Origin of the sequence: Enterobacter cloacae complex sp. SHL022, from assembly GCF_049237785.1 — a bacterium.
GTDB lineage: Bacteria > Pseudomonadota > Gammaproteobacteria > Enterobacterales > Enterobacteriaceae > Enterobacter > Enterobacter hormaechei_C.
In genome coordinates this window covers 84,726-99,946 of sequence record NZ_JBMKJH010000005.1, presented here as the reverse complement: position 1 = coordinate 99,946, position 15,221 = coordinate 84,726, and the positions used below count along the sequence as shown (strand labels likewise).

The 15,221-nt window shown below is 59.6% G+C and carries 16 protein-coding genes; 11 read left to right on the top strand and 5 right to left on the bottom strand.

The genetic code is table 11. The features are described from left to right. The first annotated feature begins 39 nt into the window (after positions 1–39). Positions 40–4,002, top strand: a complete 3,963-nt coding sequence (gene putA, locus ACOTZD_RS11720; protein WP_023315788.1) for a trifunctional transcriptional regulator/proline dehydrogenase/L-glutamate gamma-semialdehyde dehydrogenase — start codon at positions 40–42, stop codon at positions 4,000–4,002. 51 nt (positions 4,003–4,053) lie between these two features. Further along, positions 4,054–4,449, top strand: coding sequence for a lysozyme inhibitor LprI family protein (locus tag ACOTZD_RS11715; RefSeq protein WP_032608981.1), 396 nt, complete (start codon positions 4,054–4,056; stop codon positions 4,447–4,449). Here the strand turns inward: ACOTZD_RS11715 and rutR are convergent. Beyond that, on the bottom strand, positions 4,446–5,084 hold the full coding sequence (gene rutR, locus ACOTZD_RS11710; RefSeq protein ID WP_023324433.1) for an HTH-type transcriptional regulator RutR: 639 nt from the start codon (positions 5,082–5,084) through the stop codon (positions 4,446–4,448). The genes ACOTZD_RS11715 and rutR overlap by 4 nt on opposite strands. 245 nt (positions 5,085–5,329) lie before the next feature. Between rutR and rutA the strand changes: the two genes are divergently transcribed. Genes rutA through rutG form a run of 7 tightly spaced genes read left to right on the top strand, consistent with a single transcriptional unit; the run spans position 5,330 to position 10,764 of the window. After that, entirely contained in the window at positions 5,330–6,421 is a 1,092-nt protein-coding gene (gene rutA / locus ACOTZD_RS11705; RefSeq protein ID WP_174402246.1) for a pyrimidine utilization protein A, read from the top strand. Next, entirely contained in the window at positions 6,421–7,110 is a 690-nt protein-coding gene (gene rutB, locus ACOTZD_RS11700) for a pyrimidine utilization protein B (RefSeq protein WP_003858095.1), read from the top strand. The genes rutA and rutB overlap by 1 nt, the downstream gene beginning before the upstream one ends. 11 nt (positions 7,111–7,121) lie before the next feature. Next, on the top strand, positions 7,122–7,508 hold the full coding sequence (gene rutC / locus ACOTZD_RS11695) for a pyrimidine utilization protein C (RefSeq protein ID WP_008499822.1): 387 nt from the start codon (positions 7,122–7,124) through the stop codon (positions 7,506–7,508). A gap of 7 nt (positions 7,509–7,515) precedes the next feature. Then, on the top strand, positions 7,516–8,316 hold the full coding sequence (rutD, locus tag ACOTZD_RS11690) for a pyrimidine utilization protein D (protein WP_174402245.1): 801 nt from the start codon (positions 7,516–7,518) through the stop codon (positions 8,314–8,316). Between the two features lie 9 nt (positions 8,317–8,325). Next, complete coding sequence (locus ACOTZD_RS11685; protein WP_058675228.1) at positions 8,326–8,916, top strand: malonic semialdehyde reductase; 591 nt, start codon at positions 8,326–8,328, stop codon at positions 8,914–8,916. 12 nt (positions 8,917–8,928) lie between these two features. Next, positions 8,929–9,420: an NADH-dependent FMN reductase RutF gene (gene rutF, locus ACOTZD_RS11680; protein WP_015570873.1), complete on the top strand. Its 492-nt coding sequence runs from the start codon at positions 8,929–8,931 to the stop codon at positions 9,418–9,420. A gap of 21 nt (positions 9,421–9,441) precedes the next feature. Further along, positions 9,442–10,764 carry a pyrimidine utilization transport protein G gene (gene rutG, locus ACOTZD_RS11675; RefSeq protein ID WP_039268798.1) on the top strand — a complete coding sequence of 441 codons (1,323 nt, stop codon included), beginning with the start codon at positions 9,442–9,444 and terminating at the stop codon, positions 10,762–10,764. 110 nt (positions 10,765–10,874) lie between these two features. Here the strand turns inward: rutG and ACOTZD_RS11670 are convergent, their stop codons facing one another. Both ACOTZD_RS11670 and ACOTZD_RS11665 read right to left on the bottom strand, forming a co-directional pair. Beyond that, positions 10,875–11,795, bottom strand: coding sequence for a DMT family transporter (locus tag ACOTZD_RS11670; protein WP_003858106.1), 921 nt, complete (start codon positions 11,793–11,795; stop codon positions 10,875–10,877). A gap of 116 nt (positions 11,796–11,911) precedes the next feature. Further along, positions 11,912–12,082, bottom strand: a complete 171-nt coding sequence (locus ACOTZD_RS11665) for a general stress protein (protein WP_001273664.1) — start codon at positions 12,080–12,082, stop codon at positions 11,912–11,914. A gap of 391 nt (positions 12,083–12,473) precedes the next feature. On the opposite strand from ACOTZD_RS11665, the gene wrbA reads away from it, so the two are divergent. Together wrbA and ACOTZD_RS11655 are read left to right on the top strand one after the other, a co-directional pair. Further along, a complete protein-coding gene (gene wrbA, locus ACOTZD_RS11660; RefSeq protein ID WP_006809323.1) occupies positions 12,474–13,070 on the top strand; it encodes an NAD(P)H:quinone oxidoreductase in 597 nt (198 codons plus the stop codon). 18 nt (positions 13,071–13,088) lie between these two features. After that, positions 13,089–13,316, top strand: a complete 228-nt coding sequence (locus ACOTZD_RS11655) for a YccJ family protein (RefSeq protein ID WP_003858110.1) — start codon at positions 13,089–13,091, stop codon at positions 13,314–13,316. Positions 13,317–13,348: 32 nt separating this feature from the next. On the opposite strand, the gene agp is transcribed toward ACOTZD_RS11655, so the two are convergent. Together agp and ACOTZD_RS11645 are read right to left on the bottom strand one after the other, a co-directional pair. Next, positions 13,349–14,590 carry a bifunctional glucose-1-phosphatase/inositol phosphatase gene (gene agp / locus ACOTZD_RS11650; RefSeq protein ID WP_174402243.1) on the bottom strand — a complete coding sequence of 414 codons (1,242 nt, stop codon included), beginning with the start codon at positions 14,588–14,590 and terminating at the stop codon, positions 13,349–13,351. A 92-nt stretch (positions 14,591–14,682) separates the two neighbouring features. After that, on the bottom strand, positions 14,683–15,183 hold the full coding sequence (locus ACOTZD_RS11645) for a DedA family protein (protein WP_058675229.1): 501 nt from the start codon (positions 15,181–15,183) through the stop codon (positions 14,683–14,685). Positions 15,184–15,221 lie beyond the last annotated feature (38 nt).

Here is a 15,221-nt window from a genome sequence, read left to right as displayed (position 1 = left end):
ATCAACAGAACGCTATTACAGAACAACAGGAGTTTTGGCATGGGGATGACCACCATGGGGGTTAAGCTGGATGACGCTACCCGCGAACGGATTAAAACCGCTGCGACCCGCATCGACCGCACACCGCACTGGTTAATCAAGCAGGCGATTTTTAACTATCTGGAAAGACTGGAGAGTGAAGAAGGTCTGCCGGAGCTGCCTGCCCTGCTGGCGGGCGCAGCGAACGAAAGCGAAGAAGCCGCGACGGCCGTTGAGGAGAACCACCAGCCGTTCCTCGAATTTGCCGAGCAGATCCTGCCGCAGTCCGTCAGCCGCGCCGCCATTACCGGCGCCTACCGCCGTGCCGAAACCGACGCCGTGCCGATGCTGCTGGAGCAGGCGCGCCTGCCGGAAGCCGTTGCCGCTCAGGCGCACAGCCTGGCGTATCAGCTCGCCGACAAGCTGCGTAATCAGAAAACCGCCAGCGGACGCGCTGGTATGGTGCAGGGTCTGTTGCAGGAGTTCTCCCTCTCCTCGCAGGAAGGCGTGGCGCTGATGTGTCTGGCGGAAGCGCTGCTGCGTATTCCGGATAAAGCCACCCGCGATGCCCTGATCCGCGACAAAATCAGCAACGGCAACTGGCACTCCCACATTGGCCGCAGTCCGTCGCTGTTCGTTAACGCCGCCACCTGGGGCCTGCTGTTTACCGGCAAGCTGGTCTCCACCCATAACGAAGCCAACCTGTCGCGCTCTCTGAACCGCATCATCGGCAAGAGCGGCGAGCCGCTGATCCGCAAGGGCGTGGACATGGCGATGCGCCTGATGGGCGAGCAGTTCGTCACCGGGGAAACCATTGCCGAAGCGCTGGCGAACGCCCGCAAGCTGGAAGATAAAGGCTTCCGCTACTCCTACGACATGCTGGGTGAAGCGGCGCTGACCGCCGCCGACGCGCAGGCCTACATGGTATCTTACCAGCAGGCGATCCACGCCATCGGTAAAGCGTCCAACGGTCGCGGTATTTATGAAGGTCCGGGCATCTCTATCAAGCTCTCCGCCCTGCACCCGCGCTACAGCCGCGCGCAGTACGACCGGGTGATGGAAGAACTCTACCCGCGCCTGAAGTCCCTGACCCTGCTGGCGCGCCAGTATGATATCGGCATTAACATCGACGCCGAAGAGGCGGACCGTCTGGAGATCTCCCTCGATCTGCTGGAAAAACTGTGCTTCGAGCCGGAGCTGGCGGGCTGGAACGGGATTGGTTTCGTTATCCAGGCCTACCAGAAACGCTGCCCGTTCGTCATTGACTACCTGATTGACCTGGCCAGCCGCAGCCGTCGCCGCCTGATGATCCGTCTGGTGAAGGGTGCCTACTGGGACAGCGAAATCAAACGCGCCCAGATGGAAGGTCTGGAAGGCTATCCGGTCTATACCCGCAAGGTCTATACCGACGTCTCTTACCTCGCCTGCGCGAAAAAACTGCTCGGCGTGCCGAACCTGATTTATCCGCAGTTCGCCACCCACAACGCCCACACCCTGGCGGCGATATACAGCCTCGCGGGTCAGAACTACTATCCGGGCCAGTACGAGTTCCAGTGCCTGCACGGCATGGGTGAACCGCTGTACGAGCAGGTGACCGGTAAAGTGGCCGACGGCAAGCTGAACCGTCCGTGCCGAATCTATGCCCCGGTAGGTACCCACGAAACCCTGCTGGCCTACCTGGTGCGCCGTCTGCTGGAGAACGGGGCGAACACCTCCTTCGTTAACCGCATCGCCGACACCACCCTGCCGCTGGACGAGCTGGTGGCCGACCCGGTACAGGCCGTTGAGAAGATGGCGGCGCAGGAAGGCCAGATTGGCCTGCCGCATCCGAAGATTGCCCTGCCGCGCGAGCTGTATGGTGCAGGCCGCGTCAACTCGGCGGGTCTGGATCTCGCCAACGAACACCGTCTGGCGTCGCTCTCTTCCGCCCTGCTTAACAGCGCATTGCAGAAGTGGCAGGCCAGGCCGATCCTTGAGCAATCCGTTGAGGACGGTGAAATGCAGCCGGTGATTAACCCGGCAGAGCCGAAGGATATCGTCGGCTACGTGCGCGAAGCCACGGAAGCGGAAGTGGAGCAGGCCCTGGAGAGCGCGGTGAACAACGCGCCAATCTGGTTTGCCACCCCGCCGCAGGAGCGTGCCGCCATTCTGGAACGCGCGGCGGTGCTGATGGAAGATCAGATGCAGCAGCTGATCGGCATTCTGGTGCGTGAAGCGGGTAAAACCTTCAGCAACGCCATCGCCGAAGTGCGCGAGGCGGTAGACTTCCTGCACTACTACGCCGGTCAGGTGCGCGATGATTTCGACAACGAAACCCACCGTCCGCTCGGCCCGGTGGTGTGTATCAGCCCGTGGAACTTCCCGCTGGCGATCTTCACCGGCCAGATTGCCGCGGCGCTGGCCGCAGGCAACAGCGTGCTGGCGAAACCGGCAGAGCAGACCCCGCTGATTGCCGCCCAGGGCATTAACATTCTGCTGGAAGCGGGCGTACCGGCGGGCGTGGTGCAGCTGCTGCCAGGGCGCGGTGAAACGGTCGGGGCCAAACTGACCTCCGATAACCGCGTACGCGGCGTGATGTTTACCGGTTCTACCGAAGTGGCCTCCCTGCTACAACGCAACATCGCCACCCGTCTGGATGCGCAGGGCCGTCCTACCCCGCTGATCGCTGAAACCGGCGGCATGAACGCCATGATCGTGGACTCCTCCGCACTCACCGAGCAGGTCGTCGTTGACGTGCTGGCTTCTGCCTTCGACAGCGCGGGCCAACGCTGTTCCGCCCTGCGCGTACTGTGCTTACAGGATGACGTGGCTGACCACACGCTGAAGATGCTGCGCGGTGCGATGGCGGAATGCCGCATGGGCAACCCGGGCCGTCTCACTACCGACATCGGGCCGGTGATCGACGCGGAAGCCAAAGCCAACATTGAAAACCACATTCAGACCATGCGTGCAAAAGGCCGTCCGGTGTTCCAGGCGGTGCGCGAGAACAGCGAAGATGCCCGCGAGTGGCAGACCGGCACCTTCGTGCCGCCAACGCTGATTGAGCTGGCAAGCTTCGACGAGCTGAAAAAAGAGGTCTTCGGCCCGGTACTGCACGTGGTGCGCTACAACCGTAACAACCTCAACGAGCTGATCGATCAGATCAACGCCTCGGGTTACGGCCTGACGCTTGGCGTGCATACCCGTATCGACGAAACCATTGCCCAGGTGACCGGCAATGCTAAAGTTGGCAACCTGTACGTCAACCGCAACATGGTTGGCGCGGTCGTGGGCGTGCAGCCATTCGGCGGTGAAGGTCTCTCCGGCACCGGCCCGAAAGCGGGCGGTCCGCTCTATCTGTACCGTCTGCTGGCAAACCGTCCGGAAAATGCGCTGGGCGTGACGCTGGCGCGTCAGGACGCGGAATATCCGGTGGATGCGCAGGTGAAAGCCGTGCTGACCCAGCCGCTGGACGCGCTGATTAAGTGGGCTGAAAATCGTCCCGAGCTGCATGCGATTGCACAGCAGTACGGCGAGCTGGCGCAGGCGGGAACACAGCGTCTGCTGCCGGGTCCAACCGGTGAGCGCAACACCTGGACGCTGATGCCGCGCGAGCGTGTGCTGTGCGTGGCGGATAACGAGCAGGATGCGCTGGTGCAGCTGGCAGCCGCAACGGCAACGGGCTGTGAGGTGCTGTGGCCGGAAGATGCCCTGCATCGCGACCTCGCCAAACAGTTGCCAAAAGCGGTTTCGGCCCGCATTCGCTTTGCGAAGGCCGATGCCCTGCTGACCCAGCCGTTTGACGCGGTGATCTACCACGGTGATTCCGACCAGCTGCGCGAACTGTGCGAGCAGGTTGCGGCCCGCAGCGGTGCCATCGTTTCCGTGCAGGGCTTTGCGCGCGGGGAAACCAACCTGCTGCTGGAGCGTCTGTACGTTGAGCGCTCGCTCAGCGTCAACACCGCGGCGGCGGGGGGTAACGCCAGCCTGATGACAATCGGCTAACGCTGTGCTAATAAGGCTCCGGAGACGGAGCCTTATTTTATTGGGGAGTGTATGAAACGATATCTTATCGCAGGCGCAGCACTGCTGCTCAGCGCCGGCGCGCTGGCCGACGAGTGCGACAAAGCGACCACCCAGACAGAACTCAGTGCCTGTGCGGCAGAGCAGTACCAGGCTGCGGATAAAAAGCTCAACCAGACGTACCAGGCCGCCATCAAACGCGCGGCAGCCCCTCAGCGCGACCTGCTGAAAAAGGCGCAGCAGGCGTGGATCGGCCTGCGCGACGCAGACTGTGCGTTTATCGGTTCGGGTACGGAAGGCGGGAGCGTTCAGCCAATGATTGTGAACCAGTGTCTGGCGGAGAAAACCGCAGAGCGCGAAGCGTTTCTGGCCACGCTGATGCAGTGTGAAGAGGGCGACCTAAGCTGCCCTCTCCCACCGGGCAATTAACGCACGCGGATCCCTTCGATAATCATCCGCTGTACGTTTTCGAGGGTGCTCTGGAAAAACGCCTCGTCCTGGAGCGTTTTACCGGTCACCGCCTCGACCTGGGCCGCGAAGTCAGCGTAGTGCTGGGTTGAGGCCCAAATCATGAAGATCAGATGATGCGGATCGACGGGCGCCAGTTTTCCGCTGGCGACCCATCCGGCAATAATGGCCGATTTATCGTCCACCAGCTGCTTTAGATCTCCCGTCAGCTCCGCCTGCAACAGCGGCGCGCCCTGCAACATCTCCAGACAGAACAGCCTGGATGCCTGCGGGTAATCACGCGATACCTCCAGCTTCAGCCTTATGTACTCCTCTATCGCCACCAGCGGGGCCAGCTCTTCGCGAAACGCCTTGAGAGGTGCCAGCCAGATATCGAGGATTTGCTGCATCACCGCCACATACAGCGCCTCTTTCGACGGGTAGTAGTAGAGCAGATTGGTCTTGGACACCCCGGCCTGCTCCGCCACCTGCTCAAGGCGCGTACCGTGAATACCAAACTGCGAAAATGTCTCCAGCGCAGCGCTGAGGATCGCCTGTTTCTTGGCGCTCACCGCCTGCGAACGTTTTCCGGGTGTTTTCACTGCGCCTTGTGTCATTTTCGCTCTCCATTTTCTGTCCTGCGCTCAGCATAGCAAAACCCCCGTCTCGCCACGACCTTCTGCACCCTCAGCGCGCATGAGTGCCTGTTTTCTGTGCAATGATTTTGACCATCTAGTCCACATTTTCGCTGTTAATTTCAACAACCATCATTTAACACCCTAATAACAAAGTGATTTTCAAAACTGGCACTGCCTTTGCAAAAACATCGTGACACCTGCGACGTAATGAAGAGAGGTTCGTGATGAAAATTGGCGTATTTGTACCGATCGGCAACAACGGCTGGCTTATCTCGACCACTGCCCCGCAATACATGCCGACCTTTGAGCTGAATAAAGCCATCGTGCAGAAAGCGGAGCATTACCATTTCGACTTTGCGCTCTCGATGATCAAGCTGCGCGGTTTCGGCGGTAAGACCGAATTCTGGGACCACAACCTGGAGTCCTTTACCCTGATGGCGGGCCTGGCGGCGGTCACCTCGCGGATCCAGATCTACGCCACCGCCGCCACCCTTACCCTGCCCCCGGCGATCGTGGCGCGGATGGCCTCCACCATCGACTCCATCTCCGGCGGGCGCTTTGGCGTTAACCTGGTCACCGGCTGGCAAAAGCCGGAGTACGAGCAGATGGGGATCTGGCCGGGGGACGATTACTTCTCCCGTCGCTACGACTACCTGACTGAATATGTGCAGGTGCTGCGCGATCTGTGGGGCACCGGCAAAAGCGATTTCAAAGGCGATTTCTTCACCATGAACGACTGCCGCGTCAGCCCGCAGCCGTCGGTGCCGATGAAGGTTATCTGCGCCGGGCAGAGCGACGCCGGGATGGAATTCTCCGCGAAATACGCCGACTTCAACTTCTGCTTCGGCAAAGGCGTTAACACCCCTGCCGCCTTCGCGCCCACTGCGGCACGCATGAAAGCGGCCGCCGATAAAACCGGGCGCGACGTGGCCTCCTACGTGCTGTTTATGGTGATTGCCGACGAAACCGATGACGCCGCGCGCGCCAAATGGGAACGATACAAGGACGGCGCGGATGACGAAGCGCTGAGCTGGCTGACCGAGCAGAGCCAGAAGGATACCCGCTCCGGCGCGGACACCAACGTTCGCCAGATGGCCGACCCGACGTCTGCCGTCAATATCAACATGGGCACCCTGGTTGGCTCGTATGCCAGCGTCGCCAGAATGCTCGACGAAGTGGCTGCCGTGCCCGGCGCCGAAGGCGTGCTGCTGACCTTCGATGATTTTCTCACCGGCGTGGAAACCTTCGGCGAGCGCATTCAGCCGCTGATGCAGTGCCGCGCCCACATCCCTGCCGTGACGAAGGAGGTGGCGTAATGACGACCCTCAACGCTCGCCCGGAAGCCATTACCTTTGACGCGCAGCGCAGCGCGCTGATCGTGGTGGATATGCAAAACGCCTATGCCAGTAAAGGCGGGTATCTGGATCTGGCCGGGTTTGACGTCTCCACCACGCAGCCGGTGATCGAGAACATTAAAACCGCCGTGCACGCTGCGCGCGCTGCGGGCATGCTCATCGTCTGGTTCCAGAACGGCTGGGACGACCAGTACGTCGAAGCTGGTGGTCCCGGCTCCCCCAACTTTCACAAATCCAACGCCCTGAAAACCATGCGCCAACGGCCAGAACTCCAGGGCACGCTGCTGGCGAAAGGCGGCTGGGATTATCAACTGGTGGATGAGCTGGTACCGGAAGCCAGCGATATCGTACTGCCGAAACCGCGCTACAGCGGCTTTTTCAATACCCCGCTCGACAGCCTGCTGCGCAGCCGGGGCATTCGTCATCTGGTCTTTACGGGCATTGCCACCAACGTCTGCGTGGAGTCGACCCTGCGCGACGGCTTTTTCCTCGAGTATTTTGGCGTGGTGCTGGAAGACGCTACCCATCAGGCCGGGCCGGATTTTGCCCAGAAAGCCGCCCTGTTCAATATCGAAACCTTTTTTGGCTGGGTCAGTAACGTCAATGATTTCTGCGACGCGCTGGATCCCCCGCTCGCCCGTATCGCCTGAGGAGAACCGCTATGCCGAAATCCGTGATTATTCCGCCGGGCACCAGCACTCCGATTGCCCCCTTCGTTCCCGGCACCCTCGCCGACGGCGTGGTGTATGTCTCGGGCACGCTGCCGTTTGATAAAGACAACAACGTGGTGTTTATCAATGACCCAAAGGCGCAAACCCGCCACGTGCTGGAGACGATCAAAACCGTGATCGAAACGGCGGGTGGCACGATGGAGGACGTGACCTTCAACAGCATCTTTATCACCGACTGGAAAAACTACGCCGCGATTAACGAAATCTACGCGGAGTTTTTCCCGGGCGATAAACCGGCGCGGTTTTGCATCCAGTGCGGGCTGGTAAAGCCGGACGCGCTGGTTGAAATTGCCACCGTTGCGCACATCGCGAAGTGAGGCCGCCATGAAACTGTCCATTTCCCCGCCCCCCTTTGCGGGCGCGCCCGTGGTGGTACTGATTGCCGGGCTCGGCGGCAGCGGGAGCTACTGGCTGCCTCAGCTCGCCGTGCTGGGGCAGGAGTATCAGGTGGTGTGCTACGACCAGCGGGGCACGGGGAATAACCCGGATACCCTGCCGGAAGACTACACCCTCGCACACATGGCCGACGAGCTCGCACTGGCGTTAGCCGGGGCCGGGATCGCCCGTTACTGCGTGGTCGGCCACGCGCTGGGGGCGCTGGTGGGCCTGCGGCTGGCCATCGATAAGCCCGACGCCCTTACCGCGCTGGTCTGCGTCAACGGCTGGCTGACGCTCAATGCCCATACCCGACGCTGTTTTGACGTTCGCGAACGTCTGCTGCATGCGGGCGGCGCGCAGGCGTGGGTAGAGGCACAGCCCTTGTTCCTCTACCCGGCAGACTGGATGGCCGCCCGCGTCCCGCGGCTGGAGGCCGAGGACGCGCTGGCGCTGGCCCATTTTCAGGGCAAAGCCAATCTGCTGCGCAGGCTGCATGCGCTGAAGCAGGCCGATTTCAGCCGCCACGCTGCACGCGTTCGCTGCCCCGTGCAGATTATCTGTTCCACCGACGATCTGCTGGTGCCGTCCGTCTGTTCTGATGAACTGCACGCCGTACTCCCGCACGCCCGTAAAACGGTCATGCGTCAGGGCGGGCATGCCTGCAACGTGACCGCGCCGGACAACTTTAACACTCTGCTGCTGAACGGGCTTGCCAGCCTGCTGCACAGCCCAGAACCCGCTTTGTAAGGAGTTTGAATGAGCGAAGCCATCACGCACGCCGCGCTGGAAACGCTGTTTACCGGCGCACGTACCCATAACGGCTGGCTGGATATACCGGTCAGTGACGAGACGCTGCGCGAGATTTATGACCTGATGAAATGGGGGCCGACGTCCGCCAACTGCTCCCCGGCGCGCATTGTGTTTGTGCGAAGCCCGGAAGGAAAAGAGAAGCTGCGCCCGGCGCTCTCCAGCGGCAACCTTGAGAAAACGCTCACTGCCCCGGTCACGGCGATTGTCGCCTGGGACAGCGAGTTTTATGAGCGCCTGCCTGAACTGTTCCCGCACGGCGATGCCAGAAGCTGGTTTACCGCAAGCCCCGCGCTGGCGGAAGAGACCGCCTTTCGCAACAGCTCAATGCAGGCCGCGTACCTGATTTTCGCCTGCCGCGCGCTCGGGCTGGACACCGGGCCGATGTCGGGTTTTGACCGGGAAAAAGTGGACGCGGCATTTTTCACGGGCACGCTACTCAAAAGCAATCTGCTGATTAACATCGGCTATGGCGATACGACCAAACTGTACGGACGCCTGCCGCGTCTGGCCTTTGACGATGCCTGCGGGCTGGCGTAAGGAGCGAACGTGATGACACCGGATAAACAAACCTTTCGCGACGCTATGGCCTGCGTCGGCGCAGCGGTCAATATCATTACCACCGACGGCCCGGCAGGCCTGGCGGGCTTCACCGCCAGCGCGGTATGCAGCGTCACGGATTCCCCGCCTACCCTGCTGGTGTGCCTGAACCGCGGCGCGTCGGTCTGGCCGATTTTCAGCGAGAACCGCACCCTGTGCGTTAACACGCTGAGTGCCGGACAGGAGCCTTTATCCAACCTGTTTGGCGGGAAAACGCCGATGGCGGACCGCTTTGCCGCTGCCCGCTGGCAGACAGGCGACACGGGCTGCCCGCGTCTGGAAAATGCGCTGGCCTCGTTCGACTGCCGCATCAGCCAGGTGGTGAGCGTTGGCACTCACGACATTCTGTTTTGCGACATCGTATCCATCGTACGCCACCCGGCGCCGCAAGGGCTGGTGTGGTTCGACCGCGGCTATCACGCACTTATGCGACCCGCCTGTTAATCCGCATTCAGGAGACAGATCATGTTCGGACTTCCCCACTGGCAGTTGAAATCGACCTCCACAGAAGCAGGCGTGGTCGCGCCGGATGAAAGGCTCCCGCTCGGGCAGACCATGGTGATGGGCGTGCAGCATGCGGTCGCGATGTTTGGTGCGACGGTGCTGATGCCCATGCTGATGGGGCTGGATCCTAACCTCGCCATTTTGATGTCGGGTATGGGTACCCTGCTGTTCTTTTTTGTCACCGGCGGGCGTGTGCCCAGCTATCTGGGCTCCAGCGCCGCCTTCGTTGGAGTGGTCATTGCAGCGACCGGGTTTAACGGTCAGGGTATTAATCCCAACCTGAGCGTGGCCCTCGGCGGCATTATCGCCTGTGGGCTGGTCTATACCCTGACCGGTCTGGTGGTGATGAAAGTCGGCACGCGCTGGATCGAGCGGATGATGCCCCCCGTCGTCACCGGGGCGGTGGTGATGGCGATAGGCCTGAACCTCGCGCCGATTGCGGTGAAGAGCGTTTCCGGCTCACCGTTTGAAAGCTGGATGGCGGTGATTACGGTGCTGTGCATCGGCGTGGTGGCGGTCTTTACGCGCGGCATGATCCAGCGGCTGCTGATCCTGGTCGGGCTGATTGCGGCCTGTCTGGTCTACGCGCTGCTGGCGAACGTGTTCGGCCTCGGCAAACCGGTTGATTTCACACTGATTCATCAGGCCGCCTGGTTCGGCATGCCGCACATAACCTCGCCCACCTTTAACGCTCAGGCGATGATGCTCATCGCGCCTGTCGCGGTGATTCTGGTGGCTGAAAACCTGGGCCATTTGAAAGCCGTAGCGGGAATGACCGGCCGCAATATGGACCCGTATATGGGACGGGCGTTTGTGGGAGACGGTCTGGCGACCATGCTCTCCGGCTCGGTCGGCGGCAGCGGCGTGACGACCTACGCGGAAAACATCGGCGTGATGGCAGTGACCAAAGTCTACTCGACGCTGGTCTTCGTGGCGGCGGCGGTGATGGCGATGCTGCTCGGCTTTTCCCCAAAATTCGGCGCATTGATCCACACCATCCCGGCACCCGTGATTGGCGGCGCCTCGATTGTGGTATTTGGTCTTATTGCCGTCGCGGGGGCACGTATCTGGGTGCAGAATCATGTTGATCTGAGCCAGAATGGTAACCTGATCATGGTGGCGGTGACACTGGTGCTGGGGGCGGGTGATTTCGCCCTGACGCTGGGCGGGTTTACGGTAGGCGGGATTGGCACGGCGACCTTCGGCGCGATCCTGCTCAACGCCCTGCTGAGCCGCCGGAAAAGGGATGTACCGCAAGGAAAAGCCATCACCCCTTCCACCTGAAATACGTGCCGCATTCTTGCCGGGTGACGCTACGCTTACCCGGCCTACAATTGGCAAGTAGGCCCGAGCAAGCGAAGCGCCGCCGGGCTAAACGGACAGGGTGCGCGTTGTTAGCTATCTGCCCCTTGTTCAGCGCTCAATCCGGCAGTCGCCTTACGTCGTTTTTTTAACTTCAACTCGCTCACCAGCACCCCGGCGATAATAAATGCCGCGCCCACCAGCGCCAGCAGCGGCAGACGCTCCCCGGCGAGTCGCCCGAAAATACCCGCCCACACCGGTTCACCGGTGTAAATGACCGTCGCCCGTGTCGGGGATACGCTGCGCTGCGCCCAGTTCATGGTAACCTGGATAATGGCGCTGAAAATGCCCAGCCCCAGCGCCACGACGATAAGCCCGGTAGACATCGGCGGGACGGACTCCCCTGCCGGCACCATCGTCGCGAACGCCACCAGCGACGCGGTGGCAAGCTGCACCACCGTCACCCGCTTGACGTCCACTTTTCCTGCCCAGGCGCTAATCAGAATAATTTCTGCCGCAATGGCGACGGCCCCCACCAGAGTGATGATCTCCCCCGGCCCCAGCGCCAGCAGATTATTTTCCGGCCCGGCTAATAAAATAAGGCCGATGAACGCCAGCACGATGCCAATGCACGACATCAGGCCCGGCATTCTGCCGAGGCACAGCCACTGCAACAGCGGCACCAGCGGTACGTACATGGCGGTGATGAAGGCGGATTTACTGCTGGAGATAGACTGGAGCCCCCACGTTTGCAGGCTGTAACCCATGGCAATCGCCACGCCAATGGCGACACCCGCTTTAAGCTCTCTCAGGGTCAATCCGCGCAGGGTTTTCAGTGAAATAAGCGCCACGGCAACCGCAGCGGTTGCAAAACGCAGCCCTACAAAGAAAAACGGATCGCTCATCGTGACCGCGTACTGAACGGCAAGAAAGGTTCCGCCCCAGAACATGGTGATCAAAATCAGGATGGCTTCCTGAGGCTTAATGGAGAAGGTAAAACGGGAAACGGACATGGGACACCAGCACGAAGAATCAATCCTGTAGTGTGCGATGCCTTTGATGACAGTTCAATGTAGCAGACATAAAAAAACCGCCGGGAAACCCGGCGGCAGAGAGTTAACCCGGCGTACTACTTGTTGCTGCCGTGGCTATTTTTACCCCCTTTTTTACCAGCCTCTGATGCGCGCTGAGGGTCGTTTTTAAAGTTGCCCCCGCTAGACTGGCCACCTTTACGACCTGCTTCTGATGCTCTTTCACGGTCTTCAGCGAAATTACCTGAACCACCACGATGGTTTGCCATCTCTAACCTCCAGAGTGTGAAACATTAGACATCATATTGCATTCAGTAAAAGAGGATTCTTTCACCTCGCGGCTCAAGGACAGTGCCTTTATCTGTGCCGCGTGAAACTAAGCTTAGTGTAATGCGGCTATCCGGCAAGCGAGAGGTAATATTCTGCAACATGATCTCAGCCTTTCGTATGAAATATTGAGGAAGTCATTCATAAGCCATTCTTATATTTTGAAAAATCCGCGCCGCGAAAGTTGTTTCATTTTGCTACAAAGCACGTAACGAAAAGATATTGTTATATATCAAAGAAATGCCGTTCATTTTTGCAGTCTGGCTGTGATGTCATATCTTTAAAGGAACGCAGCGATCCGCTGTAAGAAAAACCAACGAGGAGTGATGCAAAATGGCAAAAGTTCTGGTGCTCTATTATTCCATGTATGGACACATTGAAACCATGGCTCACGCAGTAGCAGAAGGCGCAAACAGAGTAGACGGCGTTGAGGTCGTGGTTAAACGCGTACCGGAAACCATGCAGGCGGAAGCCTTCGCCAAAGCCGGGGGGAAAACACAAAACGCCCCGGTCGCCACCCCGCAGGAGCTCGCGGACTATGATGCCATTATCTTCGGCACCCCGACCCGCTTCGGCAATATGTCCGGCCAGATGCGCACCTTCCTCGACCAGACGGGCGGGCTCTGGGCCTCCGGCGCATTATACGGCAAGCTGGCCAGCGTGTTCAGCTCTACCGGCACGGGCGGCGGCCAGGAGCAGACGATCACTTCCACCTGGACAACGCTTGCGCATCATGGGATGGTCATTGTGCCGATTGGCTACGGCGCGCAGGAACTGTTTGATGTCTCCCAGGTCCGTGGTGGTACGCCCTATGGCGCAACAACGATTGCCGGTGGGGATGGTTCACGTCAGCCAAGCAATGAAGAACTTTCAATCGCCCGCTATCAGGGTGAATACGTCGCGGGTCTTGCCAAAAAACTGAACGGCTAACCTAACAGGAGGACAAGTATGCCAACTCAAGAATCCAAAGCTCACCACGTGGGCGAATGGGCAAGTTTACGCAATACCTCTCCGGAGATTGCCGAAGCCATCTTTGAAGTCGCCAATTATGACGAAAAGCTGGCTGAACAGATTTGGGAAGAAGGCAACGATGAAGTGCTGGTTCGCGCCTTCAAAAAAACCGACAAAGACTCGCTGTTCTGGGGCGAGCAAACCATCGAACGTAAAAACGTCTGAACGTTCCCCCCGCCCACGCGGGGGGTTATTTTCTATTTCGCCGCGTTATCCATCACCGCATTGAATTTATCGACAGGACAGAAGCCGTTGCCATCCACCGGACAGCCCTTCAGCTCCAGCGTCACGCGCTGCGCAGGGGATTGCAGCGACAGTACGCTGGCGTTACGCAGCTGATCTGAACTCTGGTAAACATACTCAATTTTCATCAGCTCCTGGTTAGTGTTTTTATCATGCCAGCGCTGGAAGACAATTTTACCGCCAATCGGGGTTCTTTCCTGCTGGTCGTGCAGCTGATAAGGCCTGAAGTCCAGCGCGGTCAGCAGCGAGGCGATGTTAGAGTCGTGCCCTACCAGCAGGGTGATTTTTGGCGCTTTTGCCTGGTCGGTCACCAGCGCTTTATCAATGTACTTCACCAGCGGTTTAGCCACGTTCTGCGCCACTTCCTTCGACGTAAACAGCGAGTCCTGATAGCCGTTTTTCAGCTTCGACAGCACGCGCCACTGCTGATCGGTTTTGATTTCCCCCCAGGCCACCTGGTCTGTCGGGAAGCCTTCGTAATACTGTAGCGTGAACGCATCCACCAGCGAGTTACCCACCTTCAGCGGCCCGGAGACGCCCGGCTCTTTTTCATAATCGGCGCTGAAGGTATCTTTCGCCTCCGTCAGGGAGCAGACTTTTTTCTCCTTGCAGGACGGCGAGTCGCTGTAGTTTGTCAGCTGTTCCAGCAGTTTGTAGCTTTCATCCAGATGCATTTTCTGCCGTTCCGTCTCCATCGCTTTCAGCGCTTTCTCGCGAAACTCAGGGGAGTTATCGGTAATGACCGGATTGAAGGTGGGGTCCATGGTGCCCATTTTTTCCTGATGATGCACAGGAACATCGCACCCGGGGAACGCGCCGGTGATAAAGAACTGCGCGGTCGCCACGGTGCGCTGGAGGCTGTTGGCGTAGGCATAGACGGTATCCGCTGGCGGGCATTCACCCGTCTTCACCATTCCCTGCTCTGCCAGCCACTCGCGCATATAGTGACCCATATACACTTCCAGTACGCCGCCTTTGGTGGTGAGCTGTCCACCCGGGACGTCCCACTCCGGCCACTGCTTGGGCGTGGACTGCTCCAGCACGCTGCCGTTATTGGCAAGCGGCGCGCGCAGGTTGTGGCGGCTCATGATGAGCACCTGTTCCAGCTGATAGCCATCCGGCGTGTCCTGTGCCTGCGCCCCAAACGTCACTGAAAACGTTCCTGCCACGGCGACAGCGAGTAGTGCTTTTCTCATCCCTTTTTCCTCATGCGTTTTTATCGTTACGCTGAGTGTGACAGACTGGTGACCGTTTTTTCGGGAAGCATTTCTCAAACTGATGAATACGTTCAGATGCTGATGCCGGTGACGATACCGACATACAGCGCCGCCCATGCGCAGGCTGACAGCAGGCTAACGACGTAAACCTTCATCGCGCTCATCCTGAGCATGCCGGCCGCCAGCGGCACGATATAACGCAGCACCGCCAGGAAACGCGACGTGAACAGCGCGACTACGCCGTGCTTTTGCAGCTGATGCTGTACCCGCAGAATCTTATCGGCATGTTTTGCGGTGAGGCGTGACACCAGCCGGGTATGCCCCATCAGCTGGCCGATATGGTAATTCAGCACCGAACCTGCCGTAGCGCCCATCACCACCGCCAGCCACGTCATTCCGGGATGCAGACTCGACTGGCTGACGGCGATCCCCGCCATCAGCATGACCGATGCGGGCGGCAGCACCGAGGAGACCAGCACCGTCGATTTACTCAACGCCATAACAACGAGCAGCGCGAACAGATGCGTCGGATAATGCGCAAAATGATCCAGCAGCGTGTCCAGCCATGCCATTTTACTCTCTCCGGTAACAAATGAATTCTCCATTTAAA

Excerpts from the sequence above, each read along its gene's own strand:
- ACOTZD_RS11665 (WP_001273664.1), bottom strand. The coding sequence starts at position 12,082 with ATGGCAAACCATCGTGGTGGTTCAGGTAATTTCGCTGAAGACCGTGAA.
- wrbA (WP_006809323.1), top strand. The coding sequence starts at position 12,474 with ATGGCAAAAGTTCTGGTGCTCTATTATTCCATGTATGGACACATTGAA.
- rutC (WP_008499822.1), top strand. The coding sequence starts at position 7,122 with ATGCCGAAATCCGTGATTATTCCGCCGGGCACCAGCACTCCGATTGCC.
- rutF (WP_015570873.1), top strand. The coding sequence starts at position 8,929 with ATGACACCGGATAAACAAACCTTTCGCGACGCTATGGCCTGCGTCGGC.
- putA (WP_023315788.1), top strand. The coding sequence starts at position 40 with ATGGGGATGACCACCATGGGGGTTAAGCTGGATGACGCTACCCGCGAA.
- ACOTZD_RS11655 (WP_003858110.1), top strand. The coding sequence starts at position 13,089 with ATGCCAACTCAAGAATCCAAAGCTCACCACGTGGGCGAATGGGCAAGT.
- ACOTZD_RS11670 (WP_003858106.1), bottom strand. The coding sequence starts at position 11,795 with ATGTCCGTTTCCCGTTTTACCTTCTCCATTAAGCCTCAGGAAGCCATC.
- rutD (WP_174402245.1), top strand. The coding sequence starts at position 7,516 with ATGAAACTGTCCATTTCCCCGCCCCCCTTTGCGGGCGCGCCCGTGGTG.
- rutG (WP_039268798.1), top strand. The coding sequence starts at position 9,442 with ATGTTCGGACTTCCCCACTGGCAGTTGAAATCGACCTCCACAGAAGCA.
- rutR (WP_023324433.1), bottom strand. The coding sequence starts at position 5,084 with ATGACACAAGGCGCAGTGAAAACACCCGGAAAACGTTCGCAGGCGGTG.
- ACOTZD_RS11645 (WP_058675229.1), bottom strand. The coding sequence starts at position 15,183 with ATGGCATGGCTGGACACGCTGCTGGATCATTTTGCGCATTATCCGACG.
- agp (WP_174402243.1), bottom strand. The coding sequence starts at position 14,590 with ATGAGAAAAGCACTACTCGCTGTCGCCGTGGCAGGAACGTTTTCAGTG.
- ACOTZD_RS11715 (WP_032608981.1), top strand. The coding sequence starts at position 4,054 with ATGAAACGATATCTTATCGCAGGCGCAGCACTGCTGCTCAGCGCCGGC.
- rutA (WP_174402246.1), top strand. The coding sequence starts at position 5,330 with ATGAAAATTGGCGTATTTGTACCGATCGGCAACAACGGCTGGCTTATC.
- rutB (WP_003858095.1), top strand. The coding sequence starts at position 6,421 with ATGACGACCCTCAACGCTCGCCCGGAAGCCATTACCTTTGACGCGCAG.
- ACOTZD_RS11685 (WP_058675228.1), top strand. The coding sequence starts at position 8,326 with ATGAGCGAAGCCATCACGCACGCCGCGCTGGAAACGCTGTTTACCGGC.